Source organism: Neisseriaceae bacterium CLB008 (assembly GCA_041228285.1).
Lineage (GTDB): Bacteria > Pseudomonadota > Gammaproteobacteria > Burkholderiales > Neisseriaceae > JAGNPU01.
Genome location: CP166133.1, coordinates 763537 through 789579 on the forward strand (window position 1 = coordinate 763537; position 26043 = coordinate 789579).

A 26043-nucleotide genomic window follows, 5' to 3' on the forward strand; every position below is an offset into this window, starting at 1 on the left:
TCATCTATTCTAGTGTATCTACCATGTCTTTTGTTGATTTAGTCGCCATTGTGCTGGCTTATTTGTTGGGATCGCTGTCTTTTGCGGTGATTGTGTCAAAATTGATGGGGATGGACGACCCGCGTTCTTATGGCTCTGGTAATCCAGGCGCCACCAACGTCTTACGCAGCGGAAAAAAGACGGCAGCCGTGTTGACCTTGGTGGGGGACGCCTTAAAAGGCGTGCTGGCGGTTTGGCTGGCGCGTGCGTTGACGCCGGATTTGGGCTTGGCTGAATCGACCTTGGCCTATGTTGCCGTGGCGGTGCTGATAGGGCATATGTGGCCGGTGTTTTTTGGTTTTAAAGGCGGTAAAGGCGTGGCTACGGCGGTGGGCGTTTTGTTTGTCCTGTCTTGGCCGGTGGGCTTGGCCTGTACCGCGATTTGGTTGGTGATGGCGTTTGGCTTGAAGATTTCATCTTTGGCGGCGCTGGTGGCCACGGTGGCGGCGCCGGTGGCCGCGTTCTGGTTGGTGCCTCAGGCTGCATTATTCTGGGCCATTGTGGTGATTGCGCTCTTGGTGCTGTATCGCCATAAGCAAAACATTCAAAATTTAATCAGCGGTCAAGAAACCAAAATTGGTTCTTAGCAACGCTGTTTTATTCCTTGATTCCGCCGCCTACTCGTTGGGCGGTTTTGTTTTTCCTGGCCAAAGGCATCGCCTAGCGCATTGAAAAACGTTAGAATAGCCCCCATTTATTTATGCCCATGATCGCAAGTGATCGTTTTAGGAGTGTCCCTCATGCCTGCAGCAACCGAATCCACACCCGCCGTCCATCAACCTTGGACGGTTGCGGCTCTGTATCAATTTTGCCCCGTGGCCGATCCTGCCGCCTTACAAAGCCAGCTGTTGGCCTTACTGACCGAGGCCAATATTTGTGGCACGCTGATCGTGGCCAGCGAAGGCATTAATGGCACCATCGCGGGCAGCCGCGCAGGCATTGATCAAGTGCATCAGTTTCTATTGGATGCAGGCTTTGATCATATGGAATACAAGGAATCATTGAGCGACGACAAGCCGTTTCGTAAAGCGAAGGTGAAGTTGAAAAAGGAAATCGTCACCCTGGGCGTTGAAGTGGCACCATTGGATCGCGTGGGTCATTATCTGGAACCCAAAGAATGGCATGAGTTTATTCAGCGCGATGACGTGATTTTAATTGATACGCGCAATGACTATGAATATAAGGCAGGCACCTTTAAAAATGCCATCGATCCTCAAACCGAGAGCTTTCGTCAGTTTCCGCAATACGTCGCGGAACACTTGGCCGATGCCAAAGACAAAAAAATTGCCATGTTCTGCACCGGCGGGATTCGCTGTGAAAAATCCACCAGTCTCTTGCTGCAAGAGGGGTTTAAAGAGGTATACCATCTTAAAGGTGGCGTGCTGAATTATTTGGAACAAATGCCAGAAGAAGAAAGCCTGTGGGAAGGTGAATGCTATGTGTTTGACCACCGCACCGTGGTGACACACGGTATGGCTGAAGGCAAGGGCAGTAAATGCCACGCCTGCGGTTGGGCTTTGGTGCCCGAAGAAGTGGCATTGCCTAGCTATGAGCATGGCGTGAGCTGTGTGTACTGTATCGACAAAACCACCGATCAGCAAAAAGCAGGATTCCGAATGCGCCAATCGCAGTTGGATAAAGCGGGTAAGAAATATCTATAGGCCTGAGCGCCCATTAAAAAAGCCTCGTGTTCAGAACACGAGGCTTTTTTAATGGGCATTGGCCAATTTGGGTACGGTGAGATAGCCCATGATGGCGTCGATGATGGCTTCTTCAATATGGGGTAAGCTCAGATTGGCCGGCGGGTCGATGACGGCAGTGTGTACGAGGGCTTCGGTGATTTGCATGACCGTCCACGTGGCTAAGTCGAGGTTGGTTTGGGTGATTTGCTCTTGGAAGGAGGCCAGTAAGCGTCTGACCCTCTGGAAAATCAGCTGATCGGCAGGGCTTTGTTCGTTGGGAACGTCGAAATAAGGAAACTCCCGTTCCAGCACTTGGTGTAGCTGGGGTTCACACTGGTGGGCTGCCATCAAGGAGTGGACCATCACCGACACATGCTCTCTCAGGTTATGGGGCTGAGCATCGGCAAAAACAGTGTCGATGATTTCTGCCATTTGTTCGGCATGGCGTTCATGTAGGGCGGAAATCAACGCGTCTTTATTGGGAAAGTATTGATAAATAGAGCCTACGCTGACGCCAGCTTCAGAGGCAATCAGGTTGGTGTTGGTGCCGGCATAGCCGCGCTTGGCCAAGATACGAGCCGTGGCCTCGAGGATGATGTTGACCATGTATTGAGCCCGAGCTTGTTTGGGTAGCTTGCGGGGCTTTTGGGGGGCTTTAACTGAGTTCATGAGGCATGGCTTTAAAGTGAGTAATTGTTCGTATCTTAGCAATGATTGCGGTGAAAGGCCATGGCTATCTGGATGAATCATGGTTTTAAATGTGAGTGATTATCATTTGTGCCTATGTTTTGTTTTTTATCTATTTGATTTTAAGGTGTTTAATCTCTTGTTTTAGTGCGAGTAGAAAAGATGAGTGATTGTTCATATAATTTGAGCCTAGGTGCTGGGCTAAAGACCACACCGCACGACAGTATTTGAAATCAGGAGCAGTATGATGCAGAAAAACACACACCAGCCTAAGGCTCAAGTGGTCATGGCTGAAGTCATGGGCAGTGCCGACATTACGCCGTTGGTGCGGCGCTTAACTTTTGGTGGCGAGGCCTTAAAAGCCGTCATCGCCAGCGGGGCTTTTTCCGAGCCAGCCGCATGGGTGAAGCTGTTTCCACCGCTGTGTCATGGTCGCGCCTACAGCATTCGTCAGCAAGACATTAATGCTGGCACCATCGACATTGACTTTGTGTTGCATAGCCAACACGACTTAGCGGCCATTACGGTGTCGGCCTGGGCCGAGCAAGTAACCATTGGCACCGAAGTGCGGCTGTCTTACCCTGCGCGCGGAGGTTTTACGGTGAACCGTTTTGCCAAGTGGCTGTGGATGGCGGCCGACGCCACGGCATTGCCTGCCTTACAAAGCGTTTTGGCTGACTTGCCTTTGGGCTTGGACGTGCGCGTGGTGGTCTATGCCGATAGCCCAGCAGAGCGTCAGCCTTTAGACACTAAGGCGGAGTTGAGTGAGTCATGGCTATACCCCCAGGACAGCACTTACGTGGTCGATTTGAATCAGGTGTTGGCCCAAGCCGGCCGCTTACAAGGACAAGGTCAGGTGTGGTTGGCGGGTGAATCAAACTGGGTGAAAAACTGGCAAATTTATTGGCTACGTGAAGGCGGTTTGGCCGCGAAAGACATTTTGGCTCAGGGCTATTGGAAGCAGGGCGAAGCCGACTTTAAAGATCAGCGCCTCTTGGCCTCTTAAGGTCATGATTTTAGCGTAGGCGACATTGGCGTGGCGCCTCCTCAAAGCCATCCCCCTACAGCATTGTGTCTGTGAGGGGGATGATTCACGTTGGGGGAGCTGTGCATGACTTGTGTTGTGACGAGTGGGCGTTTATGATCTTTGCTCGTCACAATGTTGAATAGGCTGACCCAATGGTTGCGCGAGCAGAACAAAAAGAATACACCCGGTTTGACCTTGTGCCCACGTTCGGTGGGCTAGAGATGCTGCGCGCGCGCTATCAACACATGCAATTTCCTAAGCACATTCACGAGACTTATTGTATTTCGGTCATTGAAGAGGGCGTACAGCGGTTTTATCGCAGCGGTGCTGAACACGTGGCGCCGACGGGCGACATCATCATCGTCAACGCCGAAGACGTCCACACCGGTTCGGCAGCCTTGGCCAGCGGCTGGGGCTATCGGGCAATTTACCCCCATCCATCATTATTGCAGTCGCTGCTGGCCGAGGTACATTCAGAAGCCGGCACGGTGCCCTGGTTTGATCAAGCAGTGATTCATGACCCTGAGTTGGCGCAGCAGCTGCGGCTGGCCTTTGGCCTGCTGCAACAGCCGCGCAATACCTTATTAAAAGAAACCACGTTGGCGGTGGCTTTAACCCAGTTGATGCTGCGCCATGCGCGTTTGGTGGCCGATCGGGCGGTGATGGATTTAGATCGGCCTTTATTGTGGCGAGTGCGCGACTATCTGCATGCCGATCCTGGTCGTGATTTTAGCTTAACGGAGTTGGCCGAGCTGGCCCAGCTGAGCCCCTGGCATTTTTTACGCCAGTTTCAGCGCCTGTTTGGCTTAACCCCGCATGCGTATCTGTTACAGGTACGCATTCGCTTGGCCAAGCAGCGGCTGCGCCAAGGCCAAAGCATTGCCAGCGTGGCGCAGCAATGTGGTTTTACCGATCAAAGCCATCTGAATCGACATTTCAAAAAAACCGTTGGCGTCACGCCAGGTGCTTTTGTGCAAGGGTTTAAGCCGCGTGTCAATCTGGTGTGATGCGCACCGCAATTTTATCCAATAAGACGCCCCAGTTGATGGTTATACTGGGGTTTTTTTATGGGCAGGACAGGTTATGAACAGCAGGACGATGGCCGTGTCGGCCACGGCGCGACAGGACTTTTTAAAGGGCGGGGTGGACATGTTGCCGCTGTGTTTGGCCGTGTTGCCTTGGGGTATTTTGGCTGGCTCGATGGCGGTGAATACAGGGTTAAGCCTGGCGCAAAGTATTGGGATGTCGGCGATTATTTTTGCCGGTGCGGCTCAGCTGGTGACGCTGGGCATGCTGGCCGCCGGCGCCAGCATGTTGACCATTGTGGTGTCGGTGTTTTTCATTACCGCACAACACCTATTATATGGTTTGACCTTGCGGCCTCAGATTGCACCGATGAAGCCGCTACGCCGATTTGGCCTGGGGTTTTTATTAACCGACGAGCTGTTTGCTTTGAGTACGGGCGACAAAAAATCCTCGTTTGCGTATCTGTTTGGGGCGGGCCTGACGTTTTATTTGGCCTGGGTGTTGTTTAGCCTCGCAGGCATTGCCTTGGCCAGCGCCGTGCCCGATTTAGATGCCTATCACCTTGATTTTTCCATCGTGGCTACGTTTATTACCATTGTGGTGCCCATGCTGCGTAACTTCGCTAGCCTAGTAGGGGTGGTGGTGTCGCTGGTGTTGTCTATCGTGTTGACCCATCTACAGATAGAGGGCGCCATTATTGTGGCCGGTTTACTGGGGATGTTTGCGGCGGTGTTGGCCGCGCGTTGGCAAGGGAGTGTGCAATGACTTGGGGCTTATTGTTGTTATTGGCGTTCATCGTGTTTGTGAATCGTTATGTGTTTTTAGAACCCAAGATGCCGGTGCGGCTGCCTGCTCTGTTTAATGAGGCATTGACCTATTCCGCGCCCTGTCTATTAACCGCGATTTGTGGCCCTATTATTATGGGCAGCACGGGTTTGGCAGGCTTACCCAGTAATCCCTATGTGTATGGTGCTTTGGTCAGCGTGGTGTTGGCCTATAAAATCAAACGCATGGTGGTGGCGGTGCTGTTGAGTCTGATTCTGTTTTACGTGATTTATTATGTGATGAGTTAGTTAGGGTTTTATGTTTTGGGCTTAAAAAGGCTGGCCGCTTTGGCCAGCCTTTTTTATGATGATGAGACTCATTATTAATATTATATGATAAATGTCAATATCCTAATTTGTATTTATCATATTATGTGTATGGACTGTTGTTGTGCAAATGGCATAGTCGGCGTTGAATGAAAAGTCCGTTTGCGTCCAGAGCGGGTTTATTGGTTTAAGCCATCGCAGTGGCCTGATTAGGCTTGATGGCCGTCATGCCTCAATAGACGTAGGCCAATCAACCCATGACCATGATGTTCATAATGAAGATGATTGGAGAAATAGCATGACTCACCCCGAACGCAGCCCTTATCCAGAAGTAGAAGGCATCGACAGCCGCTTATTTGAGCTGTCGGCTCAAGCCATTCCTCCCGCAGATCGTGCCAAGGCTATGCAGCAGTTAAAAGACTATGTGGCCATCAAGAAAAAATATTTTTTGGGCTATCAGGCCAATCAGGCATTGGATTATGCGGGCGAGCTAGATCAGTATTTAGACGTACAGCTAAACAATATTGGCGACCCTTTTCAAACCGGTAACTTTAAGCTCAACAGTAAATGGATTGAGCGTGCCGTTTTGGATTACTTTGCCGAGCTGTGGCATCTGCCCACGCCACACTTAGAGATGTATCAAGAGAATGGGGAGTTAAACGGCAATATTGAGGACATTGGCAATCGCTATTGGGGCTATGTGGTGTCTATGGGCAGTACCGAGGGCAATCTGTACGGCATTCGCAATGCGCGCGACTATCTGCATGGGAAAGTTTTAGCGGTGGATACCGCCACCAGTAAGCAAAGAATGCACCGTGGGTTTTTTCATCGGGCCAAGGGCAGCAAGGAACGCTTAAGCCATACTGAAACAGCCTATCAACCGGTTTTGTTTTATTCACGTGCCACCCATTATTCGATTGATAAGATCAAAGACATCCTGCTGTTTGATACTTTTAGTGAAGTGGGTAAGGCGCTTTATCCCAACGAGTGTCCGATCGGGCGTGAGTGGCCAGAGCATGTGCCAACGTATGAGGACGATTCAATTCATCTTGAAGACCTCTATAAACTGGTGGATTTTTTTGCGGCTAAAGGCCATCCGATTGCAGTGAACTTTAACTATGGCACCACGTTCAGGGGCGCTTATGACGACATTAAAGGCGCTTCGGCTGAAATCATCCGTATTTTAACGCGCCACGGCATTGCCGAACGTGATTTTGTGGTGAACATCAATGGCACTGAAGTCCACAGTAAGCGCGATGGTTATTGGTTCCATGTGGATGGGGCTTTGGGTGCGGCCTATGGCCCGTTCTTTGAGATGATTCAGGCTGAAGACCCCAGCTTTAATATTCCGCCTTCTTTTGACTTCCGCAACCCGATTCACTCAATTTCTATGAGTGGTCATAAGGAGATTGGCGCACCTTGGCCCTGCGGGATTTACATGACTCGAACCAAGTATTTATTAAACTTCTCTAATGTGTCCTATATTGGATCACAGGATTCGACGCTGTCTGGTTCGCGTAATGGTTTTTCAGCGCTGATTTTGTGGCACTACCTGTCACGCCATTCGTATGAGGATCAAAAAGATAAGCTGCTGGGCTTATTGAGCATGGCGGCCTATGCGGAGGCACAGCTGCGCACGGTGGTGACACCAGCAAACATTGAGTGGCGCGTTCACCGAGCAGAAAACTCACTCAGCGTGTTGTTTAGACGGCCTAATCAAGAGTTGGTGTCTAAGTATTCTTTGTCTACCGAGTTTGAGGAAGGGTTTGATTACGCCCATTTGTTTGCCATGGAACACGTCACGCGTGAAACCATTGATGCTTTGGTGCACGATTTAAATCAGCCCGGTGCTTTTTTTGATCGAGAGGCCACCGAACCTCACGTTCGCGGTATTTTAAACCCAGGCACAGGCTTCCGATAAACCCGTTTGAGCATGACCCCACGCCCACCTATTGGTGGGCGTTTTGGTTTGTGCCTGATCAAGCTGATGCTGAAGAGGGGGTTAGCTTGGCGGGATGGTCTTGCATTTTAAAGTGGTTCGGGATTATGCTTTAGCATTAAGACCATCGCGGCATTCAGCCTGCCTTGGCGCTCACGTAGGTAAAGGAAAACCACATGAACACACTTTGGTGGCAAAGCAAATGGTTGTTATTGGCTCTGCTGTTGGGCGCCTGTACCAGCCAACAACGCACGCCGATGGCGGCGCTGGAGCGGCCCATTGCCGCAGAGGCTAAAATAGTGGCGCCCAGAACGGCCAGCGCTGATGCTAAGCTGGGCACGCAGTGGGGCGAAGGCGTGGCCTCTAATGTGACTCAAGTATCGCTTCGCCGGGTGTCTCAGCGACCATTGGCGCTGCAAGAGATTCAATACGCGGCCAGCGTGCCGCATGGGCGAGCGTTAAAAGAGCTATCGTTGGCCGAGGGGCGCATCGGCATGGCTGTTTTGGATGGACAAGGCCGTAAAATGACGCTGATCGAAAGCGCGAACAAAATTGGTCTGGCGGGTAAGAAAGGGGAGCGCTATCAGCTCTACTATCAAAACCACAGCAATAAAACCTATGCGATTTTGGCCACGGTGGATGGTTTAGACGTCATGAATGGTCAGCCAGGCAGCTTTAACAGCGGCGGCTATGTGCTTCCTCCTTATGGTCGCTTAACCATTGAAGGGTTCCGCAAGAGCAATAGTGAGGTCGCAGCGTTTCGGTTTACCACGCTCAATAATGCCTATGTGGCCAACACGCCCGCTGGCGATGTGGGTAACGCTGGCCTAATCGGCACGGCCGTTTTTGAGCTGTATGATCCAGCCGCGAAGGCACAGCCGCCTAAGGGCAGTGCTTTTCCTGCTGAAAATGGCTATGCGCCTGCACCGCAGTACCGAGATTAAGGCCGCACATCGCGTGCGACAACCGTCAGACCATGGCCGCTTAGATAAAGCGGCCATTTTTTACGCCGGTTTTATCTGGTAAGCGGTCTGATTAATACCACATAAATACAAATAATATTGATTATCATTTGTATTTATTGATCCGACATTCTATACTCATCCGGTTTCATGGCATTGCCGTATTGTCTTTTTACCATGGGTTTGTGTGGGAGAACGCTGAATCATGTCATTAAGTTGGTGAGGGACGTGGACATAAGCCGATGGTGAGAGGGCGATGATTAACGCACACACATTCGGAGAAACCTATGTTCCCTCTTAGCCTTAAACCCAAGCCGCTGGCCGCGGCTTTACTCTTGGCCTATTGGGCCATGCCCTATGGGGCTTATGCACAAACGCCGGACACCGCCACGACGGTGACGCAAGCCGAAGCGGTACCCAAGGCTTCGGGCTCGCCCAAAAACAGTGCTGAAGCCACTTTAGATAATGTTGTGGTGGTCGGTAAAACCAATAAGGATCGTGCCGGCGCCAACGACGTGTATGATCAGAGCCTCTCTTCCGTCTACATCAATAAAACCCACATCGACCGCTATAAGGGCGCCGCCCCCGCTGATGTGTTCAAAGGCCTATTGGGCGTACAAAGCGGTGACGCCCGCAACAGCGGGGCGCTTGACCCCAATATTCGCGGCATTCAGGGTCAAGGTCGTGTGCCGTTGACCATTGACGGGACGGAGCAAGCGATCACGGTGTGGCGTGGCTATAACGGCGCCAATAACCGCAACTATATCGATCCTAGCCTTATTGGCAGCATTCAAATCGAAAAAGGCCCCTCGCTGACGCGTGGGGTGAAAAGCTCAGTGGGCGGCGCCGTGGTGGTGAAAACCCTGAGCGTGGATGATGTTTTACCCGCTGGCGAAACCTTTGGCGGCGACATTTTAGTCGAAGCGAGTAATGGGTCGGTGAAGCCGCGGTTACCGAATTTACGCACCGGTGAGGATGCGCGCGACATTCCAGGCTGGAGCTCAGCTTATGATGACCCAACGTTACGGGTGAGGCCTAAAAGTGGGCATAAATTTGGTCAAGATGAGGCCATTCGCATTGCCTTAGCGACTCGGCAAGAGCGATTTGATGTGGTGGCTGCCTATAGCTATCGCAGTAAGGGTAACCATTTAGCGGGTAAAAAAGGCGCCGATAAATACCGTTTTCAAGGCGAGGGTGAACCCGATTATTGGGACCATCAGGCCTATATGGCCAATGTTTATCAGCCGGGTAAAGAAGTGCCCAATACGTCTAGTCGGATGGCATCGTATTTGCTCAAGGGCACCCTGCATTTGAGCGATGAGCAGTCTTTAGAGCTGGGGTTACGGCACACCAAGGCTGACTTTGGTGAAATCATGCCTTCACGTTTAAAGCCTGAGCGCTGGGGTAATGATGGGGTGCCGCAATGGCCTCTAAGCGAGGTTAGCCTAAGTGCCTATAATTTATTGTATAAATGGCAGCCTGCTGACCAGCCTTTGATTGATCTTGAGGCCAATCTTTGGGCGACGCGTTCGGTGAGCGACACCTATAACGGTGGTGGTTTTCCAAATGAGCCTTATGAAAATAGCACTGGGTTGCCAGAATGGTCGCCTAACGCGAATATGACCTTACGCAACACGGCCTTAATGAATGCGCGTGAAAACCGCTGGGGCGTGACCATCAGTAATAAGGCTTCGCTGTTGCCTAATCTGGATTTTACCGTCAGCGGTAGCTTTCAAAAAGAGCGCTTAGGCTCGGATAATGTGTACGATCCTAAAGAAATGGGCAGCACTCAGGCCGCGGGCCGTAAGGGTACGCGTGATGAACACAATGTGAGCTTTAATTTTGATTGGCAGCCAACCGATTGGCTGGCTTTAAGCGCCGGTATGAAGCGTACGGCCTATACGTCTATGGATGATTTTTTAGACGAACGCATGCAGGCTGAAGATCCTAATTACGCCGTAGACAGAGCGTTTAAAGGCTATAAGTTAAAGTACAAACGCCGTTATACCGAGGAAGAGTTTGCGGATGAAATGTGGTGGCTGGACCCTGAAGATCGTTTTGATGACTATTGGGGCTTAACCAACGATGAGGTTTTGTGGCTAGCCGATGCCGATGGCAAAATGAAGCGTGAAAATAATCCTTTTTTAAACGGTAGTTTGACTTTGGGTAAGGACGTGATTGCGAGCGGCCAAGAGGTGTATACGGAAGCCACGGCGCAGCGATGGCCAGAGGTGAAAAAGCGTAAGGATCATGCTTGGGCGCCTGTGTTGTCGGCCACTGCTTTATTGACCGACAATGCCCGCGTGTACGTACGTTATAGCGAGGCGAAGCGCATGCCCAGCTTATTTGAGAGCACCATCGGCTTTTCTTCTAGCTCCAGAGAACCGATGAAGCCAGAACATGCTAAAAACATTGAAGTAGCCTATGTTCATGATTTGCGTGATTTATTGGGCGCGCAGCGCCATGCTGACGTTAAAATCGCTTATTATCACAACACCATTAAGGACACCATAGAGCGTAATGACCTATTTCAATTCAGCAATGTAGACAAGCAAAAAGTGGCCGGCTTAGAACTACAGGGGCGTTACGATAACGGTCGTTTCTTTACCGACTTAGGCGTGGCCATGAATTTGAAAAATGAAGTGTGCGATGAATCATCGGCGGTTGTGGCCGATCCCTTCTTAGGGCGCATCAGCAACTGCGTCCGTGATGGCTTTCGCAACGGCTATTTACGCAATATGCCCCAGCCCAAATACATGGTGAACTGGCTGGTGGGGGGGCGGTTCTTACAGCAAAAGCTGGAGCTGGGTTCACGCATGACCTTCCATAGTGGTTCAGTGAATAATGATGATCGAAATTTTGGTGAGGCGGGTAAACAGTCTGAATACTTTAATGAGCCATTAGGGTGGGCGCCGGTGATTATTGTCGATGCCCATGCCAATTACCGTATGAACGATAAGCTAGCGGTTGAACTGGGCGTCACCAATTTGACTAACCGCTATTATTTAGACCCGTTGAGTCGTGCGCGAATGCCAGCACCAGGGCGAACGGTGAAGCTCACGCTTAAAGGCAAATTTTAATTAAGCCATTGCGCTCAGCCAGCATGTCATGCTGGCTTTTTTTATGGGTGTCGATCTAAGGGCGGCATGACAAAATACAACAATGTTTTAAATAATAACGATTATCATTTGCGTTTAGTCAAAAGGGTGTCTATACTCAGCCACAGGTTCTCAAAACCTTAGGCCACAAGCCTAAGAGGGCCTTTTTACTCACACGACCTTTGGGTCTTTTGCTGGTGGTGTGTTCTTTTTTTATGTATCTGGAGATGACAATGAAAAAGTTACAAACAATGGCAGTGGTATTGGGTTTATGTGCAATGGTTGGGCAGACGCAGGCAGCTGTGGCCTCGGCCCAAAGTGATGATGCCTACATCCAAGTAGGGGAAACGGCTGCTGGTGGTCCTGGCCATCCTGGTCAAGCGGGTCAGCCCGGCATTGGCGTGCACAACGTGGCTGACTTTACCAAAGTCGCCTTTTCGGGGTTACAGCAAATGGTGGCAGCGGACGCAAATGGCGTGACGCGCATTGCTGCTTCACCCGGCTCTCATCGCGATATGGGTGATTTTAATTTCACCAAGGTGGCCAATAGCGACGTTTATTTTGGTGAATGGTCGCAAACCGGCAATGTGGCTGACGGTACCCACACCGTGTATTACGCCGGTAAAGACAAAACCACCAATATGCCCACCACCGGGCAGGCTGACTACGCCGTCGTGGGGATCAATAATTACAACGGCAGCAATTTACTGACCGGTACGTTTAAAGCCGATTTTGCCAAAAATACGCTGAAGGGTGACATCAACAATAATGCTTTAGCGGTCAATGTGGATGCGAAAATCAACAGCGCCAACGCCAGCTTTGTCGGCAAAGCCACGGCCACCGGCAACGTTGCTGGTAAGACCCAAGGCCATTTCTTTGGTAACGCTGCGTCACAGTTAGCCGGCATCGCCACCTTTACCGATCGCAGTAAAGACGTGTCGTTTGGCGGCAGTAAAAAGCCTTAAGCGAGAACCGATGATGCGACGGGTTTAGTGGCATCTAAAAACCGAACGGGGGCTTGTTGATCAAGCCCCTTTTTTGATGAAGGGTGTGGCTACACCCTAAGCACACAAAGGCAGGGTCGGCCATGAGACATTTTTTAATTGAGCGACGCTGGCGCTGCGTATTCTGCATGGTGTTCGGCAGCTTGGCTCTGGCATCTCTGGCGCATGCCGATGAAGACACCAGCCGTCGACTACGCCATTCATTACAGTTTTCAACCGATCAAAAGGCTGAGTCTGTGCTGGTGCCTGAGGCATCTGATTGGCCTGAGGGCACGGAGGGCATGCTGGTGAACGGCCAGTTGCTGCGCATTGAGGCCAACGTCAATGATTTGGGTAAGGCCATTTACTTGGGCGTCAATCATCAGCTTTGGCCAGATGTACGGCGCCTATTGCCTCAATATCAGGCCTTGGCCAATCATGATGAGGCCTTGGTTGGCTTTGCCCAAGCGGCTTTGGCGCGCGCCGAGGGCGACTATTCGGTGGCCATTACGGGCTATCGGCAGCTGTTGCGGGCACAGCCTGATTTTTTACGGGTACAGCTAGAATTAGGACGGACTTTATATGAAAACCATCAAAATACCGAAGCTCAAGCGTGGTTCAAGCAAATTGAGCTACCTACCGATGCGCTTGGGCTACAGGAAAATGTGGCCGGCTATGTAGACGCTTTGGCCGTGCGTGAAGCATGGCACGGCTCGGTGGCTATTGGGCCCGCCCACAACAGCAATTTAAATCAATCGACTGCCAGCGTGACTTATTTCCCTGTGTATGAAGACAATCAGCTCCAAGGCTACGTTGAGCGCCGCATTCCCGGCCCTGTGGCCGATCAAGGCTGGGCTTATGAGGCAACGCTGAGTAAGCAAAAAAACGTGAGCGGCAATCATGGCTTAATGTTGCGCGGCCTACTATACGGCAATGAATACACCCATGAGTCCAGCTACAGCGACAGCACCGCCAGCGTGTATGGCGGCTATCAATACCGCAGCGCCCGCACCACGCTGACGGTGGCGCCGTTGTTTGAGTTTAATTGGCAGAACCATCAGGCTTTGTCTAAGGCTTTAGGGGCGAAAATCGAGTGGCAGTATGGCTTAAGCCCGAAGGCTTTGGTGAGCGTTGATGTGGAACGTAAACGGTTGGCCTATCATCAGGACGACTATGCCCACAACGATGGCTGGCAAAGCTCGCTGTTTGTGACGGGTACGTACGCCTTACCGCAAAACTGGCTGGTGTTCGGAGGGCTAGATTGGGTGCGTAAAGATGCGGATGAGGCGGTGAACGCCTATCATCAACAGGGTGCACGCTTGGGCGTGGCTAAATCTTTTGCCGTGGGCGTTGAAACCGCGTTATTTGGCGCTTGGCGGCACAAGCAGTATGACGCCTACAGTGATCTGTTGGCGGCCAAACGCGCTGATCATGAGCAAACCTATACCGCCATTGTGAAGGTGCCCAAGTTTAAACTGGCCGGCCTGACGCCGAGCCTATTGTTGCGCCACCATCGGGTTAGCAGCAACGTGGATTGGCTGTATGCCTATCGAAAAAATGAAGTCAGCTTGAAGTTAGAGGCGTATTTCTAACCTAATGTGCGCTGCGCCAGCCAAGGGTCTAGCGCCAACAGCAGGCTGAATAAGGTGATTAAGGCAATGGAATAGCCGAACATGCTCAGCCCCCATTGATGGACGTACTGATTGGGCGTGATTTTGAACGAAGCGACTTTGGCGGCGCGCCACCACAGCAGTCCGCCAAGCAGCATCCCTACGCCATAATAGGGGCTGAGCGGCCCTAGCCACCACAGGCTGGTTGAAACCACGGTGAAGCGAAATACATAGCGGCGTAGATGGGTTTGGGTGATGGCCACGCCACTCACTACGGGCAGCAGGGGCAGCTTAGCGGCACGATAGTCATCCAAGCGCCGTAGCGCGATGGCGTAGGTATGCGGTATTTGCCACAGGCAGAGGCTGAACCCAAGACCAAATGCGAGCCAGTCTAGGGATTGGGTGACGGCACAATAGCCCATCATGGGTGGAACGGCGCCGGATAGGCTGCCCACGGCCACGCCATGAGTGCCACGGCGTTTTCCATACAGGCTATACAACAAAACATAGGCCAACCAGCCGGCCAAGGCTAATGCTCCCACGAGTAAGCTGCCGTAATGGCTCAAGATGGCCAATCCCGCTAGCCCAAAAAGGCTGGCGATGATCAAGACGGAACGAGGCGTGACTAATTTGAGTGGCAAGGCGCGACGGCGGGTTCGCCTCATTAAGCGATCCAGATCGCGATCAATCACATTGTTAAACGCCGCGCCAGACGCGATCAATAAAGCGGTTCCCAGCGTCAGCCAGCCCAATAGGGGTAGATGGATCTTTCCTTGGCTGGCCATGAAAAAAGCGCCCCAGAGGGTGATCAGATTGCCCATGATGATGCCCGGTTTAAACAGCTGGACGTAGGGGTGATTGGTCATGTCAGAACGACATCATATTGGCGTTGAGGTCGCGCATGATCCACAGCGACCCGCCCACCACAATGAATAAAATCAAGAGGGTAAACAGCAAGGAAAAAACCGTCCAGGCCTGCCCCCGTTCGAATAGATGTAAAAAATAAATCAGCTGCACCATCAGTTGGGCCAGAGCAAGCCCCACAATAGCCATCAATAGGCCCATGCTGGGGCCGTGCGCCGTCATGGCCAGATAAAAAGACAGGCCGGTGAGAGCGAGGCATAGGGCGAGGCCAATCAAGTAGGATTTGAGCGAACCGCCGTGCGAAGTAGGAGAGTGGGATGTCATCGAATGGCTCCTGTGAGGTAGACGACGCTGAACACGCAAATCCAGATGAGGTCTAGAAAGTGCCAGAACAGGCTCAAGCAAGTGAGCCGAATGTGGTTTTTCGCGGTTAGGCCTTTTTGATATAGCTGCCAGCCCAAGACCAATAGCCACAATAGGCCAATCAGCACGTGTAGGCTGTGGGTGCCCACAAGGGTGAAAAAAGCCGACAAAAAGGCGCTGCGCTGTGGTCCGTAGCCGCTGCTGATGAGCTCATAAAACTCATAGGCTTCAAGGCCAATAAACCCTAGCCCTAAGGCAAAGGTGAGGCCCAGCCAGATGAGGGTGGGGCGTAGCCTTTGGGCTTTGGCTGCCAGCAGGCCCAGGCCAAAGGTAAAGCTGCTGAACAGCAACAATAAAGTGCTGATCAAAATCAGCGGTAGGCTGATGATGTCGGCGTCGCGCGGGCCGTTGGCGACGCCGCCGACCAAAACAGCATAGGTGGCAAACAGGGTGGCGAACAGCAGGCAGTCGCTCATGAGGTAAAGCCAAAAGCCTAAAGGGGTTTTGCCTTCGTCGTGATCGTGGTGTTCGGCGATCGTGTCGTGTTTAGGGCCGGTATGGCTGATGTGATGGCTCATGGATGATCTTTCCCTCGGGTTTGTTGGGCGTAGTAAACCGCTTCAATGGCGACGATTTCTTCGCTGCTGACGTAGTAATCGAGGTCGTCATTAAACGTATGGTGGATGTAGTACACCACCATGGCCAGCAGGCTAGACAGAGCCAGCCACCAGATGGCCCACACCATGGCAAAGCCAAAAACGGCGCTCATCATGCCGAGGATGAAGCCAGTGCCGGTATTGCGTGGCATGTGGATGGGGGCATAGCTGGCCTGAAGCCGCGGTAGCTGCTGGCTGAGTTTCATGGCGTGAAACGCATCACGTTCCACCACGCTAGGTAAGACGGCAAAATTATAAAATGGCGGTGGCGAGGCGGTGGCCCATTCTAGGGTGCGGCCTTGCCAAGGATCGCCGCTGTGATCTTGATGCTGATGGCGATCACGCACGCTGACCCAAATTTGCACCAGCTGTAACAGGATGCCGATGAGGATCATGACGGCGCCTACGCTGGCGATCAGCAGCATGGGAAACCATTCTGGATTGAGGCCGGCGCTGATGCGTCGAGTCATGCCCATGAAGCCCAGAACGTATAGGGGCATAAACGCTGTAAAAAAGCCAGTGATCCAAAAGCCAAAAGACCAACGCCCCAGCCGTTCATTAAGGGTGAAGCCAAAGGCCTTGGGAAACCAATAGTTAAAAGCAGCCATGGCGCCAAAAACGACGCCGCCAATGATGACGTTGTGAAAGTGGGCCACCAAAAACATGCTGTTGTGTAACACATAGTTGGCGCCGGGGACGGCGAGTAACACGCCGGTCATGCCGCCCAAGGTAAAGGTGAATAAAAAGCCGAGGGTCCACAGAACCGGCACCGAAAAAATAATGCGGCCGCGATACATGGTGAACAGCCAGTTGAATATTTTAATCCCGGTGGGAATGGCGATCACCATGGTGGCGATGCCAAAAAAGGCGTTGACGTTGGCGCTGCCGCCCATGGTGAAAAAATGATGCAGCCACACCATAAACGACAGAATGGTGATGGCAACAGTAGCCATCACCAAGGTGGCGTAACCGAATAAGCGCTTTTGGCTGAAGGTGGCGATGACTTCAGAGAACACGCCAAACATCGGCAAAATAAGGATGTACACTTCAGGATGGCCCCAGGCCCAGATGAGGTTGACGTACATCATCTGGTTGCCGCCCATGTCGTTGGTAAAAAAATGAAAGCCTAAATAACGCTCCAGCGTTAAGAGGGCCAAGGTGGCGGTGAGGATGGGAAAGGCCGCCACGATTAAGGCATTGGTGCATAAGGCCGTCCACGTGAACACCGGCATGGCCATCAGTTTCATGCCAGGGGTTCTGAGTTTGATGATGGTGGTGATGAAGTTCACCCCAGAGAGCAAGGTGCCTAAGCCCGATATTTGCAGGCTCCAAATCCAATAGTCAACGCCGACGCCAGGGCTATAGGCGCTGCTGGACAAGGGCGGATAGGCCAGCCAGCCGGTTTGGGCAAACTCACCGACGCCTAGGGAGACATTGATGAGCATCACCCCGGCCATAAACAGCCAAAAGCTAAACGAATTCAAAAAGGGAAAAGCCACGTCGCGGGCGCCAATTTGCAGGGGCACGATGAGGTTCATTAATCCTAAAATCATCGGCATGGCGACAAAGAAAATCATGATCACGCCGTGGGCGGTGAAGATCTGATCATAATGTTCTGGTGGTAAATAGCCCGCGCCGCTGCCGGTGGCGGCAGCCGCCAGCTGGGTGCGCATCATGAGGGCGTCGGCAAAGCCGCGCAGCAGCATCACCAGCGCCACCAAAAAATACAAAATGCCAATTTTTTTATGGTCTACCGTGGTGAGCCATTCGGTCCACAGCCAGCGCCAGCGCTTGAGGTGGGTGAGCAAAATGAGTAGGGCGACGGCGCCGACCACGATGAATAAGGCTGCGCTTAGGGCGATGGGGTCGGAGGGGATGGCGTCGAGGCTAAGTTTACCGAGCATGGGGCATCCTTTTAGGGCTGGGCGGGTTGAGGGCCATTGAGGGTGGGGCGTTTGGCGGCAAAGCCCGAGTCGCTGCTGGTGGCTTGGCCGACATCGATGGCGAGATGACTGGCCGCATCCATGCGCATAAATTGGCCCAGTACGCCTTGGTACAGCCCAGGGGTGACGGATGCGTAATAGGCAACGGGGTGGTTTTGGCTGGCTACGGCGAGGGTTTGTAAGCTGGCCCAGTTGAGGGCGTGATCGCTGCCTTGAGCCTGCTGAATCCATTGGTCAAAATCAGCCTGTTCGGAAACAATGGCTTGGAACCTCATGCCAGAAAAGCCATGGCCGCTGTAGTTGGCTGAGAGGCCGTCATAGCGCCCCGTTTCGGTTGCAATGAGGTTGAGCGTGTTTTGCATGCCGCCCATGGCGTATAGCTGGCTGCCCAGCTGTGGGATGAAAAATGAATTCATGACGCTGTTGGAGGTGATGTTGAAGCGTACGGGCGCGTTGAGCGGCAGCGCCAACTCATTGACGCTGGCTACACCGTAGTCGGGATAAATAAACAGCCATTTCCAATCAAGGGCGATGACCTGTACTTCGAGTGTGGTGTCCGTGCTGGCGCTGATGAGTGGTTTACGAGGATCAAGCTCATGCGTGCTGCGCCAAGTCAGCGTGCCCAGAACGGCAATAATGGCGATGGGCACCAGCCATATAATGACTTCAATACGGTTAGAGTGCGCCCAGTTAGGCGCATAGGTAGCGCGCTGATTGCTGGCACGGTAGCGCCAAGAAAAGGCCACAATCATGATGAATACGGGAATGACCACGATCAACATCAGCCAGGTGGCGGTGATGATGAGGTCTTTTTGAGCCAGGCCAATGGGGCTTTTAGGGTCCATTAACGCGCTGCTGCAACCGCTGCTGCCCATCAACAACAGCGTTAAAGCCGTGCGTTTGAGTAAAGTAGGCATGATGTTGAAGCATCCTTCCACGATAGAGTCGTCCCGCTTTGTTATTGAATTTAATGACGTTACGGTAATGGATAAACAATAGGGGTGGCCTGTGGCGAGTTCACCTAATGGGTTAAAGGAAGATGGCTCAATACCATCACTTCATCAGGCCTGCGCCCGTTGGCGGCGGTATGGTGCGAATGTTTAGAACGGTTAGAGGTTTTTTATTTATGGGGTATTTTTTATAAAAGGGGCTGGTGTGCCGCCTTTTTCGGACTGCCTAGACGAATTTAGCCTGCCCTAGGTTGCTAATGCCGACAGTTTTGCCTTTTGCACAAGGTAGCATAGGCATTTTATTTATGCAAACAACATTAAATTAATAGTGGTTAAACAAAAATAATAATAATGGGTAGGGCTTATAGCCGTGTAAGCCGCGTAGACGGGCCATCATCTGAGGGGGAATGGGGAACAGAGTGGGGCCGGCTGGCCTGGTTGTTTTATATGGTCGTTACATTGAGGATGTGCTATGTAAGTGTCTGTATTTTAATATTTATGTGGCTAGTTTTGGCGTGTTTTGGCCAAAATAACGTGGGCTGAATATAATAGGATTTAATGCTTGTGATGATTGGTTTTGATCGGCTTTTATTTCGGCAGAGTCTTGGCCAGCGTGCAGAAGAGATGGGTTAGAGTGGATTTGATGGTCATGAGCATGAACGAGGGCTTAAGCAAAGGACGATAAGCAATGTGCTTATTTTAGGGCGTACGAGTCAGGGTTTAGGATTTTTACAGTAAGACAGGGGCGCGGCTGGTTGTTCATTTGGGCCGCGACTTTAATGTTGAATCATCGCCATCGAGATGATGGCTAGTGGTTTTATTGTTTAGGCTGGCGATAACACATACGGTTAATCCAGAACAAGAACAGCATGAACGGTATTTCAAACAATTCTTCAATCAGGTCGCGTCGATCAGGATCGATAAACGGGGGCAGTCTTTGGAACATGCGCTCACTTTCGATGATTTGCGAGACGGCAAAGTAGGCCACGACCATGAGGCAAAGCCATACGGGCCAATGAAAGTGCTGAATCAATCCTTTGAGCTGACGTCGCGTTTGCGGTAGGCATAACAGCACAATAGGCAGCGCGATCAACACAATGGCGATGGGGCGAAAAGCGTCATGGTCGATGTTTGGGAAATAGTCACGGCCCCAGGCCATGCTGCGGCCAAGCAATAGCCACCACATACTGGCAAACCAAGCGGCAGCAAAGTGGTTTTGCTGCTGTGGCCGAGCTTTAAGCCATTGATGGGTAAAGTAAACGCCACAAAATAAGAGCCATAGGGCTTGGATTTGCTCTAGGATGAGTACGGTCAGGCCGTCGGCAAGCGGAAGAAAGTGGCCTAACAAAGCGCAAGTAAAGCCAATGACTAGGGCTACGAGTGTTGTTGGCGTTATTTGCCAGTTTTGATGCATGTACAGTGTCCGAGTGTGAAGGGGTGCATTCAGCACATATTAGACGTAGACCTAAAAGCCTCCGGTGCGCTTTAGTAGTCACGTCCGTTATTAGTTTTTGTATTATAAACCTAATCGGTAATTTAGTGGCGACTTATATTTAATGACGTGGTTAGGGCTTGGCTGAGGCCAAGCATTCCAGGGGTGCCATGAGCGTGTTCTGCCGTCATGAGCCTTCTTAGGTGATCAGTAGGCGTAAGGCCAATAGTCCTAGCAGCACGGCCAAGCCCTTGGTTTGCCAAATGGCAAATTGAGGGTGGCGCAGGCAGTAACGCTGAACGCTGGCGGCCAGTGCGCCTAGGCTTGAGTTAACGACGATGCTGAAGGCGCTGAGGGTGAGGCCGAGCAGCCACAGCTGGGTTGGCACCGGGCCATTTTCTGCGTGGACAAATTGAGGGAGGAACAGCATGAAAAAAATTAAGGCCTTGGGGTTCAGCAGGCTATTGCCTAAGGCACGGCTAAAGATCAAAGGGGTGCTGGGGGTGACGGGGCCGTTATGGCTGAAGATCAAAGGCTGCTGCCAAGTGCGGTAGGCCAGATAGGCCAAATAGCTGGCTCCGCCGTAGCGCAGCAATAGGAGGGTGGGCGGCCAGCTGCTGACGGCGGCGCTTAGGCCTAGGGCCGTGATGGCCGTGAGGATGAGGTCGGTGCAAAAAATCCCTAGGCTAGCGGCAAAGGCCGCCTTAAAGCCATAAGTGGTGCCATGACCGAGGACGAATAAGAGGTTAGGTCCGGGTGACAAGAGTAGGGCAAGGCAGGCGAGGCTAAAGAGCCCCAAAGTTGTGGCGTCGATCATGCTGGTTTCGCTTGTGGGTTTAGGGCAGGCCAGTGTAGAGTGGTTATTTGATACAAACAAATTATTGTTCTAGATAAACCATGCCCAAACTTCGTTATCCCACCATTGTGGCGGCGCTGGCCGCTCAGATTCGCGCCGGCCATTTTAAAGTGGGCGCACAGCTGCCCACGCTGCGTGCGCTGATGCGGCAGCATGGCATTGCCTTAGCCACCGCCACGCGGGTGTATCAAGAGCTGTCGGAGCAAGGTTTGGTAACAAAAGAGGTAGGGCGCGGCACGTTTGTACGAGCGTTGAGCCTGCCTGAAGGACAAGGCCTACAGCAAAGTGAGCTGGCTGCGCACTGGGTCGATTTGGCCTTTAATTATCCGGTGCTGCCGCAGCAGCTGGGTCAGCTGCGTGAAGGGCTACGGCAACTGGCGCAGCGTAATGATTTGATGACGCTGCTGGTGTCGGCTCCCCAGGGTGGTCACCTGCATGAGCGGCACACCATTGCCAAGCATTTACGCAACCGTGGTTTGCGGGTGCCGGCTGAACAAGTATTGTTGGTCAATGGGGCGCAACAAGGTTTAGCAGTAACCTTGAGTGCCTTACTCAAACCAGAAGATGTATTGGTGACTGATGCGTTGACTTATCCAGGCTTAAAGGCGCTGGCGCAGCAACAGCGCCTTCGTCTTCAAACCATACCGAGTCAGGGCACGGGGATGGATTTGACGGCTTTAGAAGCGCTGTGCCAAAAACAGCGCATTAAGGCGGTGTACTGTATGCCGACGGTGCACAATCCTTTGGGGTGGGTGTTGTCTGCGGCGGATCGGCAAACGCTGGTGCGGCTGGCTCGACGACATGACTTTATATTGATTGAGGACGCCGCCTATGCTTTTTTGGCTGAACCTGCGCCTAGGCCACTCTATACCTATGCGCCAGAACGGACGGTTTATGTGTCTGGCCTGTCTAAAAGCGTGGCACCGGGCCTGCGGGTCGGTTGGGTGGTGGCGCCAGAGCCTTGGGTGGCCGCGTTGGCCTTGGCCATTCGTCTGCAAGGGTGGCATACGCCTACGGTGATGGTGGCCTTAGCCTGTCAATGGATTGAAAGTGGTTTGATTGACACCTTGGAAGTCGACAAACGAGCGGATGCCGCGCAGCGTCAGCAGCTGATGCGCCAAGTGTTTGAGGGCTTGCCGTGGCAGGCTCATCGCCAGGGGTATTTTGTGTGGCTGCCGCTGTCGGATACGGTGCGAGCGGAAGAAATCGCGGCCTTGCTTTACGCTCAGGGCATTGTGGTGACGACGGCTGAGCCGTTTAGTGCCTCCGGGGCGGCACCGCAGGCGCTTCGGCTGGCATTGGGTTCGGTACCGTTGCCGCGTTTACGCCAGGCGCTGCTGGCGGTACGCGCTCTGGTGGCGGATTAGGGCGTAGGCGGGGTTAGCTGCGATTGCATCCAAGCCAAGTAGGGTGGATGGCCTGCTGTGATCGGCTGCATGATGATTTCGGGTACTTCATAAGGATGATGTGTGACGATGGCGGCGCTGAGCGCGCTAAAGCATTCAGTGCTGGACTTAATCATCAACAAGCATTCTTGCGACTGTTCAGTAGCACCTGCCCAAACGTAAACGGAGGTGAGGTTGGGCACAATGCTGACGCAGGCGGCCAGCTGTTGCTGGACCAGCAGGTGGGCGAGGCGTTCGGCGTTGTCTTTGGTGTCAATGCTGCACCAAACCAAGCATGGGGTCATGTGCGTGTCCTGAATGAAAAAGCCCCACCATCATAGCGAGGCGGGGCTTGAAAAGCAAACAGTGTCAGAGGGCTTAGGCTTTATTGCCTAGAACCAGGCCTTCTGCTTCGCCGGTCAATAAATATTGGATGGTGTCTTGGACGGTGCGGATTTTGTTGCCGAAGGGCAATGGATCTTTACCGCGGAAGAATAGGCCTTTGTTGACCTCACCACGCCAAGCGGCAGCCAGCTTTAAGTCAATACAAAACTGACCAATTTTGTCTAGGCCATCGCGCAGGCCGCAGGTGGTTAAGCAGTTAATGCCTTGAGTGCAGCGGCGCGGGTCGGCTTTGGCATTGGCTTGCAGTACTTCTTCGCGTTTTAAATAGCTTTTCAAGAAGGGGGTCATGACGCCGCGGGCGGGTAGGCCGGCCACGGACATGAATTCAACCACTTCTTCTTTTTCTGCGCCGGCTAAAGTATTTTTAAAGTTGATGTGAGCGTCGCCTTCTTCGGTGACGGCAAAGGCGGTGCCCACCTGAACAGCAGAAGCACCCCAATCTTTAAGCGCGATCTTAATTTTGTCAAAATTGGCCATGCCGCCGGCCAAAATCAACGGAATTTTTTCTGATTCTAAACCCAGTTTTTTAAACGTTTCGAAGGTTTCTTCCAGTACACGGTGAAAGTCAAAGCGTGCGTCGTCTAAGCCAGCAATGGTGGCAGCGCCCAAATGGCCTGCTGCATGATTAGGGTGTTCAATCACGATGGCGTCGGGTAGACGATTCTTTTTCATCCAGCGTTTTAACACAATGCCGATGCCGCGCGACTCGGACAGAATGGGGAATAAAGACACGTCGGGGAAGTTGTCGGTCATCTCAGGTAAGTCTAGCGGTAGGCCTGCACCCATCACGATGGCGTGAGCGCCTGATTCGCAGGCTTGGCGTACTAGGGCAGGGTGGTCCTTAACCGCTTTCATGACGTTGACCGCAATCATGCCTTGGCCTTGCGCATCGGCTAAAGCGGATTTAATTTCCCGATCTAGGGCAATGCGGTTTAACGTGTCGTAGTTTTCTTGGGTTTGATTTTCTTTAGATTGTGCCAGTAAGTCTTCGTGCAGATGGCGCAGGTCGACGCTGGCAATCGTGCCCACGCCATTTTGGCGCGCTACGGCGCTAGACAGCTTGTGTGCGGAGACACCAACACCCATGCCGCCTTGAACAATCGGAATGAGTTCGCGGTCGCGTATGCGTAATGGGGAAAAAGAATGTTGCATGGTTGAATCCTTTTGTGTTGATGCTCAAACAGTTAATAATGAATCAGTCTGGTGGGTTAGTGTAGCTCATCTAGACTAAATACTCTAGCTTATTTTCAGAACATGGGGTTGATTGGGCCAAAATCAAGGCTAAGACGTCTTTAAATTTATTCTTATAGGTATGCCGTCTTAAAGTGCGTCATTTATGGTCCAGTTTCGGCGCGCCCTGAATTCTACTATAGATTAAGGCCCTAGGCTGTCTTTTACAGGTTAAAGAGGGTAAAAGAGCGCAATTAAACTTGAGTTAATCACTAGGGTTTGCTAGTATTTGCGCAATTGGTAACGTACGTTACGGTTTGCTTAAAGGCCACTGGAACAAGACTAACAGGGCCCTTTTATTTTGGATAAAGGTCGAACTTTGTCTTTAATCTTTATTCTAAATCGCTGAAATCATAATAAAATGATTTCTAAAACAGATACAATGTACTTACCTATCATACATATGATTCAACCTAGGGTTGGGGCGTGATGATAGGTAAGTCTTATTTGTGTTTGTTTGACGTACACGCCCAAGCGTATGCACACACACCTGAATACTGGTTTTGGCTTAAATAAATGATTTTATATTGTACTATTTTATCTTGGAGGTATCGTGAGACCGCACGTCAATAAACTATTAACAGTTGGTTTGACCACTTTGGCATTGTCTATTGCCTTGACCGGCTGTAAAAAACAAGAAGCACCTCAAGCCCCCCCTGCCGTACCCGTGACCTTACTGACTGTTCAGGCTCAAGATGTGCCCGTACAGTTTGAGTATGTGGGCCAAGCGGCAGGTTCAAGAGAAGTTGAAGTCCGCGCACGCGTGGGCGGTATTTTGCAAAAACGCTTATTTATTGAAGGGCGCTCTGTTAAAGCCGGCGACGTGCTGTTTCAGTTAGATCCAGCGCCATTCCAAGCGGCTTTTGACCAAGCGAGTGCCGCCTTGGCGGTAGAGCAAGCGCAGCTCACGCGTACCAAGCAAGACTTCGACCGTATCGTGCCCCTTTACAACGAACAAGCGGTTTCACGTAAAGACTACGACGATGCTAAAGCGGCCTATTTAGCCGCCCAGGCCAGCGTTGAGGCCAGCCGTGCTCGTCTACAAGAAGCCCGCATCAACTTAGGCTATACCCGCGTTGTCGCCCCCATTTCTGGCGTGACCAGTCTGGAAGCGGTTTCTGAAGGTAGCTTGATCACCAATACCAGCGCCGAAGGCAGCCTACTGACCAAGATTTCCCAGCTTGATCCACTGTACGTGAACTTCAGCATTGCTGAGGGCGACTCTTTGCGTCTGCGCGACATGTTGCAAAGCGGTCAGCTGACCATGAGCAATGATCAAAACTACGTGGCGACGATTCGCTTGGGCAACGGCCAAATGTATCAACACGAAGGTGTGGTGAGCTTTACCGACAACATTGTTGACACCACCACCGGCAGCGTTAAGGCTCGTGCTGTGTTCCCTAACCCGACAGGCGACATCATGCCCGGTCAGTTTGTACGCGTGATTTTAAAGGGTGCTGAACGTCCAAACGTGATCACCGTACCGCAAAACGTGGTCTTGAGCAGCCAGCAAGGCAATCAAGTATGGATTATGGATAAAGATGGCAAGGCACAACCACGTATGGTGACGTTGGGTGAAGAGTCTGGCAATAACGTCATCGTTGAATCAGGTTTGAAAGTGGGCGATAAAGTGGTCACCGATAACTTGATGAAGATTCGTGCCCCAGGTACGCCATTGCAAAGTGCGCCAGCCAAAGCGGCTGCGCCGGCCCCTGCTAAAAACGCGGCGCCAGCAGCAGAACCTGCTGCCCCAGCCCAAGATGCCGAGCCAAAAGCTGCGGCCAAACCTGCTGCTGAATAACAGGGAGTTTGATG

The 26043-nt window shown here is 52.0% G+C and carries 23 protein-coding genes; 13 read left to right on the top strand and 10 right to left on the bottom strand.

Going from position 1 to position 26043, the window contains the following annotated elements; genetic code table 11:
- The first annotated feature begins 23 nt into the window (after positions 1-23).
- Both plsY and AB8Q18_03400 read left to right on the top strand, forming a co-directional pair.
- Positions 24-626, top strand: coding sequence for a glycerol-3-phosphate 1-O-acyltransferase PlsY (plsY, locus tag AB8Q18_03395; protein ID XDZ52104.1), 603 nt, complete (start codon positions 24-26; stop codon positions 624-626).
- Positions 627-779: 153 nt separating this feature from the next.
- The gene (locus AB8Q18_03400) at positions 780-1700 is read left to right on the top strand and encodes a rhodanese-related sulfurtransferase (protein ID XDZ52105.1); all 921 of its coding nucleotides are present in this window, start codon (positions 780-782) and stop codon (positions 1698-1700) included.
- A gap of 48 nt (positions 1701-1748) precedes the next feature.
- On the opposite strand, the gene AB8Q18_03405 is transcribed toward AB8Q18_03400, so the two are convergent.
- Positions 1749-2390 (bottom strand): TetR/AcrR family transcriptional regulator, encoded by a 642-nt coding sequence (locus AB8Q18_03405; protein ID XDZ52106.1) that lies wholly within the window; start codon positions 2388-2390, stop codon positions 1749-1751.
- Between the two features lie 262 nt (positions 2391-2652).
- Here AB8Q18_03405 and AB8Q18_03410 point away from each other — a divergent pair, with 262 nt between their 5' ends.
- From AB8Q18_03410 to AB8Q18_03450, 9 genes are all read left to right on the top strand, one after another.
- A complete protein-coding gene (locus AB8Q18_03410) occupies positions 2653-3414 on the top strand; it encodes a siderophore-interacting protein (GenBank protein ID XDZ52107.1) in 762 nt (253 codons plus the stop codon).
- A 173-nt stretch (positions 3415-3587) separates the two neighbouring features.
- Entirely contained in the window at positions 3588-4442 is an 855-nt protein-coding gene (locus tag AB8Q18_03415; GenBank protein ID XDZ52108.1) for an AraC family ligand binding domain-containing protein, read from the top strand.
- 76 nt (positions 4443-4518) lie between these two features.
- Complete coding sequence (locus AB8Q18_03420; protein ID XDZ52109.1) at positions 4519-5226, top strand: AzlC family ABC transporter permease; 708 nt, start codon at positions 4519-4521, stop codon at positions 5224-5226.
- The gene (locus AB8Q18_03425) at positions 5223-5534 is read left to right on the top strand and encodes an AzlD domain-containing protein (protein XDZ52110.1); all 312 of its coding nucleotides are present in this window, start codon (positions 5223-5225) and stop codon (positions 5532-5534) included. The genes AB8Q18_03420 and AB8Q18_03425 overlap by 4 nt, the downstream gene beginning before the upstream one ends.
- Before the next feature lie 316 nt (positions 5535-5850).
- On the top strand, positions 5851-7473 hold the full coding sequence (locus AB8Q18_03430; GenBank protein XDZ52111.1) for a pyridoxal-dependent decarboxylase: 1623 nt from the start codon (positions 5851-5853) through the stop codon (positions 7471-7473).
- Between the two features lie 194 nt (positions 7474-7667).
- On the top strand, positions 7668-8435 hold the full coding sequence (locus AB8Q18_03435) for a hypothetical protein (GenBank protein ID XDZ52112.1): 768 nt from the start codon (positions 7668-7670) through the stop codon (positions 8433-8435).
- 305 nt (positions 8436-8740) lie between these two features.
- Complete coding sequence (locus tag AB8Q18_03440; protein ID XDZ52113.1) at positions 8741-11533, top strand: TonB-dependent receptor; 2793 nt, start codon at positions 8741-8743, stop codon at positions 11531-11533.
- Between the two features lie 251 nt (positions 11534-11784).
- Positions 11785-12516: a Slam-dependent surface lipoprotein gene (locus AB8Q18_03445; GenBank protein ID XDZ52114.1), complete on the top strand. Its 732-nt coding sequence runs from the start codon at positions 11785-11787 to the stop codon at positions 12514-12516.
- Positions 12517-12638: 122 nt separating this feature from the next.
- A complete protein-coding gene (locus AB8Q18_03450) occupies positions 12639-14126 on the top strand; it encodes a surface lipoprotein assembly modifier (protein ID XDZ52115.1) in 1488 nt (495 codons plus the stop codon).
- On the opposite strand, the gene cyoE is transcribed toward AB8Q18_03450, so the two are convergent.
- From cyoE to AB8Q18_03485, 7 genes are all read right to left on the bottom strand, one after another.
- Positions 14123-15010 (bottom strand): heme o synthase, encoded by an 888-nt coding sequence (gene cyoE / locus AB8Q18_03455; protein XDZ52116.1) that lies wholly within the window; start codon positions 15008-15010, stop codon positions 14123-14125. The genes AB8Q18_03450 and cyoE overlap by 4 nt on opposite strands.
- A 1-nt stretch (position 15011) precedes the next feature.
- A complete protein-coding gene (gene cyoD / locus AB8Q18_03460) occupies positions 15012-15332 on the bottom strand; it encodes a cytochrome o ubiquinol oxidase subunit IV (GenBank protein ID XDZ52117.1) in 321 nt (106 codons plus the stop codon).
- Positions 15329-15949, bottom strand: a complete 621-nt coding sequence (gene cyoC, locus AB8Q18_03465) for a cytochrome o ubiquinol oxidase subunit III (GenBank protein ID XDZ52118.1) — start codon at positions 15947-15949, stop codon at positions 15329-15331. Before cyoC ends, cyoD begins: the two co-directional genes overlap by 4 nt.
- The gene (gene cyoB / locus AB8Q18_03470; GenBank protein ID XDZ52119.1) at positions 15946-17931 is read right to left on the bottom strand and encodes a cytochrome o ubiquinol oxidase subunit I; all 1986 of its coding nucleotides are present in this window, start codon (positions 17929-17931) and stop codon (positions 15946-15948) included. The genes cyoC and cyoB overlap by 4 nt, the downstream gene beginning before the upstream one ends.
- An 11-nt stretch (positions 17932-17942) precedes the next feature.
- Entirely contained in the window at positions 17943-18887 is a 945-nt protein-coding gene (gene cyoA, locus AB8Q18_03475; protein XDZ52120.1) for a ubiquinol oxidase subunit II, read from the bottom strand.
- A gap of 850 nt (positions 18888-19737) precedes the next feature.
- Complete coding sequence (locus AB8Q18_03480; protein XDZ52121.1) at positions 19738-20334, bottom strand: hypothetical protein; 597 nt, start codon at positions 20332-20334, stop codon at positions 19738-19740.
- 217 nt (positions 20335-20551) lie between these two features.
- Complete coding sequence (locus AB8Q18_03485; GenBank protein ID XDZ52122.1) at positions 20552-21169, bottom strand: LysE family translocator; 618 nt, start codon at positions 21167-21169, stop codon at positions 20552-20554.
- Between the two features lie 80 nt (positions 21170-21249).
- Here AB8Q18_03485 and AB8Q18_03490 point away from each other — a divergent pair, with 80 nt between their 5' ends.
- Positions 21250-22575 (top strand): PLP-dependent aminotransferase family protein, encoded by a 1326-nt coding sequence (locus AB8Q18_03490; protein XDZ52123.1) that lies wholly within the window; start codon positions 21250-21252, stop codon positions 22573-22575.
- Here AB8Q18_03490 and cutA read toward each other — a convergent pair.
- Positions 22572-22898 (bottom strand): divalent-cation tolerance protein CutA, encoded by a 327-nt coding sequence (cutA, locus tag AB8Q18_03495; protein XDZ52124.1) that lies wholly within the window; start codon positions 22896-22898, stop codon positions 22572-22574. The genes AB8Q18_03490 and cutA overlap by 4 nt on opposite strands.
- A 73-nt stretch (positions 22899-22971) precedes the next feature.
- The gene (locus AB8Q18_03500; GenBank protein XDZ52125.1) at positions 22972-24150 is read right to left on the bottom strand and encodes an NAD(P)H-dependent flavin oxidoreductase; all 1179 of its coding nucleotides are present in this window, start codon (positions 24148-24150) and stop codon (positions 22972-22974) included.
- Between the two features lie 631 nt (positions 24151-24781).
- On the opposite strand from AB8Q18_03500, the gene AB8Q18_03505 reads away from it, so the two are divergent.
- Positions 24782-26029 (top strand): efflux RND transporter periplasmic adaptor subunit, encoded by a 1248-nt coding sequence (locus AB8Q18_03505; GenBank protein ID XDZ52126.1) that lies wholly within the window; start codon positions 24782-24784, stop codon positions 26027-26029.
- Positions 26030-26043 lie beyond the last annotated feature (14 nt).

What these genes read in the sequence shown, in the direction of transcription:
- plsY (XDZ52104.1), top strand. Translation starts at nt 24, where the DNA reads ATGTCTTTTGTTGATTTAGTCGCCATTGTGCTGGCTTATTTGTTGGGA.
- AB8Q18_03400 (XDZ52105.1), top strand. Translation starts at nt 780, where the DNA reads ATGCCTGCAGCAACCGAATCCACACCCGCCGTCCATCAACCTTGGACG.
- AB8Q18_03405 (XDZ52106.1), bottom strand. Translation starts at nt 2,390, where the DNA reads ATGAACTCAGTTAAAGCCCCCCAAAAGCCCCGCAAGCTACCCAAACAA.
- AB8Q18_03410 (XDZ52107.1), top strand. Translation starts at nt 2,653, where the DNA reads ATGATGCAGAAAAACACACACCAGCCTAAGGCTCAAGTGGTCATGGCT.
- AB8Q18_03415 (XDZ52108.1), top strand. Translation starts at nt 3,588, where the DNA reads ATGGTTGCGCGAGCAGAACAAAAAGAATACACCCGGTTTGACCTTGTG.
- AB8Q18_03420 (XDZ52109.1), top strand. Translation starts at nt 4,519, where the DNA reads ATGAACAGCAGGACGATGGCCGTGTCGGCCACGGCGCGACAGGACTTT.
- AB8Q18_03425 (XDZ52110.1), top strand. Translation starts at nt 5,223, where the DNA reads ATGACTTGGGGCTTATTGTTGTTATTGGCGTTCATCGTGTTTGTGAAT.
- AB8Q18_03430 (XDZ52111.1), top strand. Translation starts at nt 5,851, where the DNA reads ATGACTCACCCCGAACGCAGCCCTTATCCAGAAGTAGAAGGCATCGAC.
- AB8Q18_03435 (XDZ52112.1), top strand. Translation starts at nt 7,668, where the DNA reads ATGAACACACTTTGGTGGCAAAGCAAATGGTTGTTATTGGCTCTGCTG.
- AB8Q18_03440 (XDZ52113.1), top strand. Translation starts at nt 8,741, where the DNA reads ATGTTCCCTCTTAGCCTTAAACCCAAGCCGCTGGCCGCGGCTTTACTC.
- AB8Q18_03445 (XDZ52114.1), top strand. Translation starts at nt 11,785, where the DNA reads ATGAAAAAGTTACAAACAATGGCAGTGGTATTGGGTTTATGTGCAATG.
- AB8Q18_03450 (XDZ52115.1), top strand. Translation starts at nt 12,639, where the DNA reads ATGAGACATTTTTTAATTGAGCGACGCTGGCGCTGCGTATTCTGCATG.
- cyoE (XDZ52116.1), bottom strand. Translation starts at nt 15,010, where the DNA reads ATGACCAATCACCCCTACGTCCAGCTGTTTAAACCGGGCATCATCATG.
- cyoD (XDZ52117.1), bottom strand. Translation starts at nt 15,332, where the DNA reads ATGACATCCCACTCTCCTACTTCGCACGGCGGTTCGCTCAAATCCTAC.
- cyoC (XDZ52118.1), bottom strand. Translation starts at nt 15,949, where the DNA reads ATGAGCCATCACATCAGCCATACCGGCCCTAAACACGACACGATCGCC.
- cyoB (XDZ52119.1), bottom strand. Translation starts at nt 17,931, where the DNA reads ATGCTCGGTAAACTTAGCCTCGACGCCATCCCCTCCGACCCCATCGCC.
- cyoA (XDZ52120.1), bottom strand. Translation starts at nt 18,887, where the DNA reads ATGCCTACTTTACTCAAACGCACGGCTTTAACGCTGTTGTTGATGGGC.
- AB8Q18_03480 (XDZ52121.1), bottom strand. Translation starts at nt 20,334, where the DNA reads ATGCATCAAAACTGGCAAATAACGCCAACAACACTCGTAGCCCTAGTC.
- AB8Q18_03485 (XDZ52122.1), bottom strand. Translation starts at nt 21,169, where the DNA reads ATGATCGACGCCACAACTTTGGGGCTCTTTAGCCTCGCCTGCCTTGCC.
- AB8Q18_03490 (XDZ52123.1), top strand. Translation starts at nt 21,250, where the DNA reads ATGCCCAAACTTCGTTATCCCACCATTGTGGCGGCGCTGGCCGCTCAG.
- cutA (XDZ52124.1), bottom strand. Translation starts at nt 22,898, where the DNA reads ATGACCCCATGCTTGGTTTGGTGCAGCATTGACACCAAAGACAACGCC.
- AB8Q18_03500 (XDZ52125.1), bottom strand. Translation starts at nt 24,150, where the DNA reads ATGCAACATTCTTTTTCCCCATTACGCATACGCGACCGCGAACTCATT.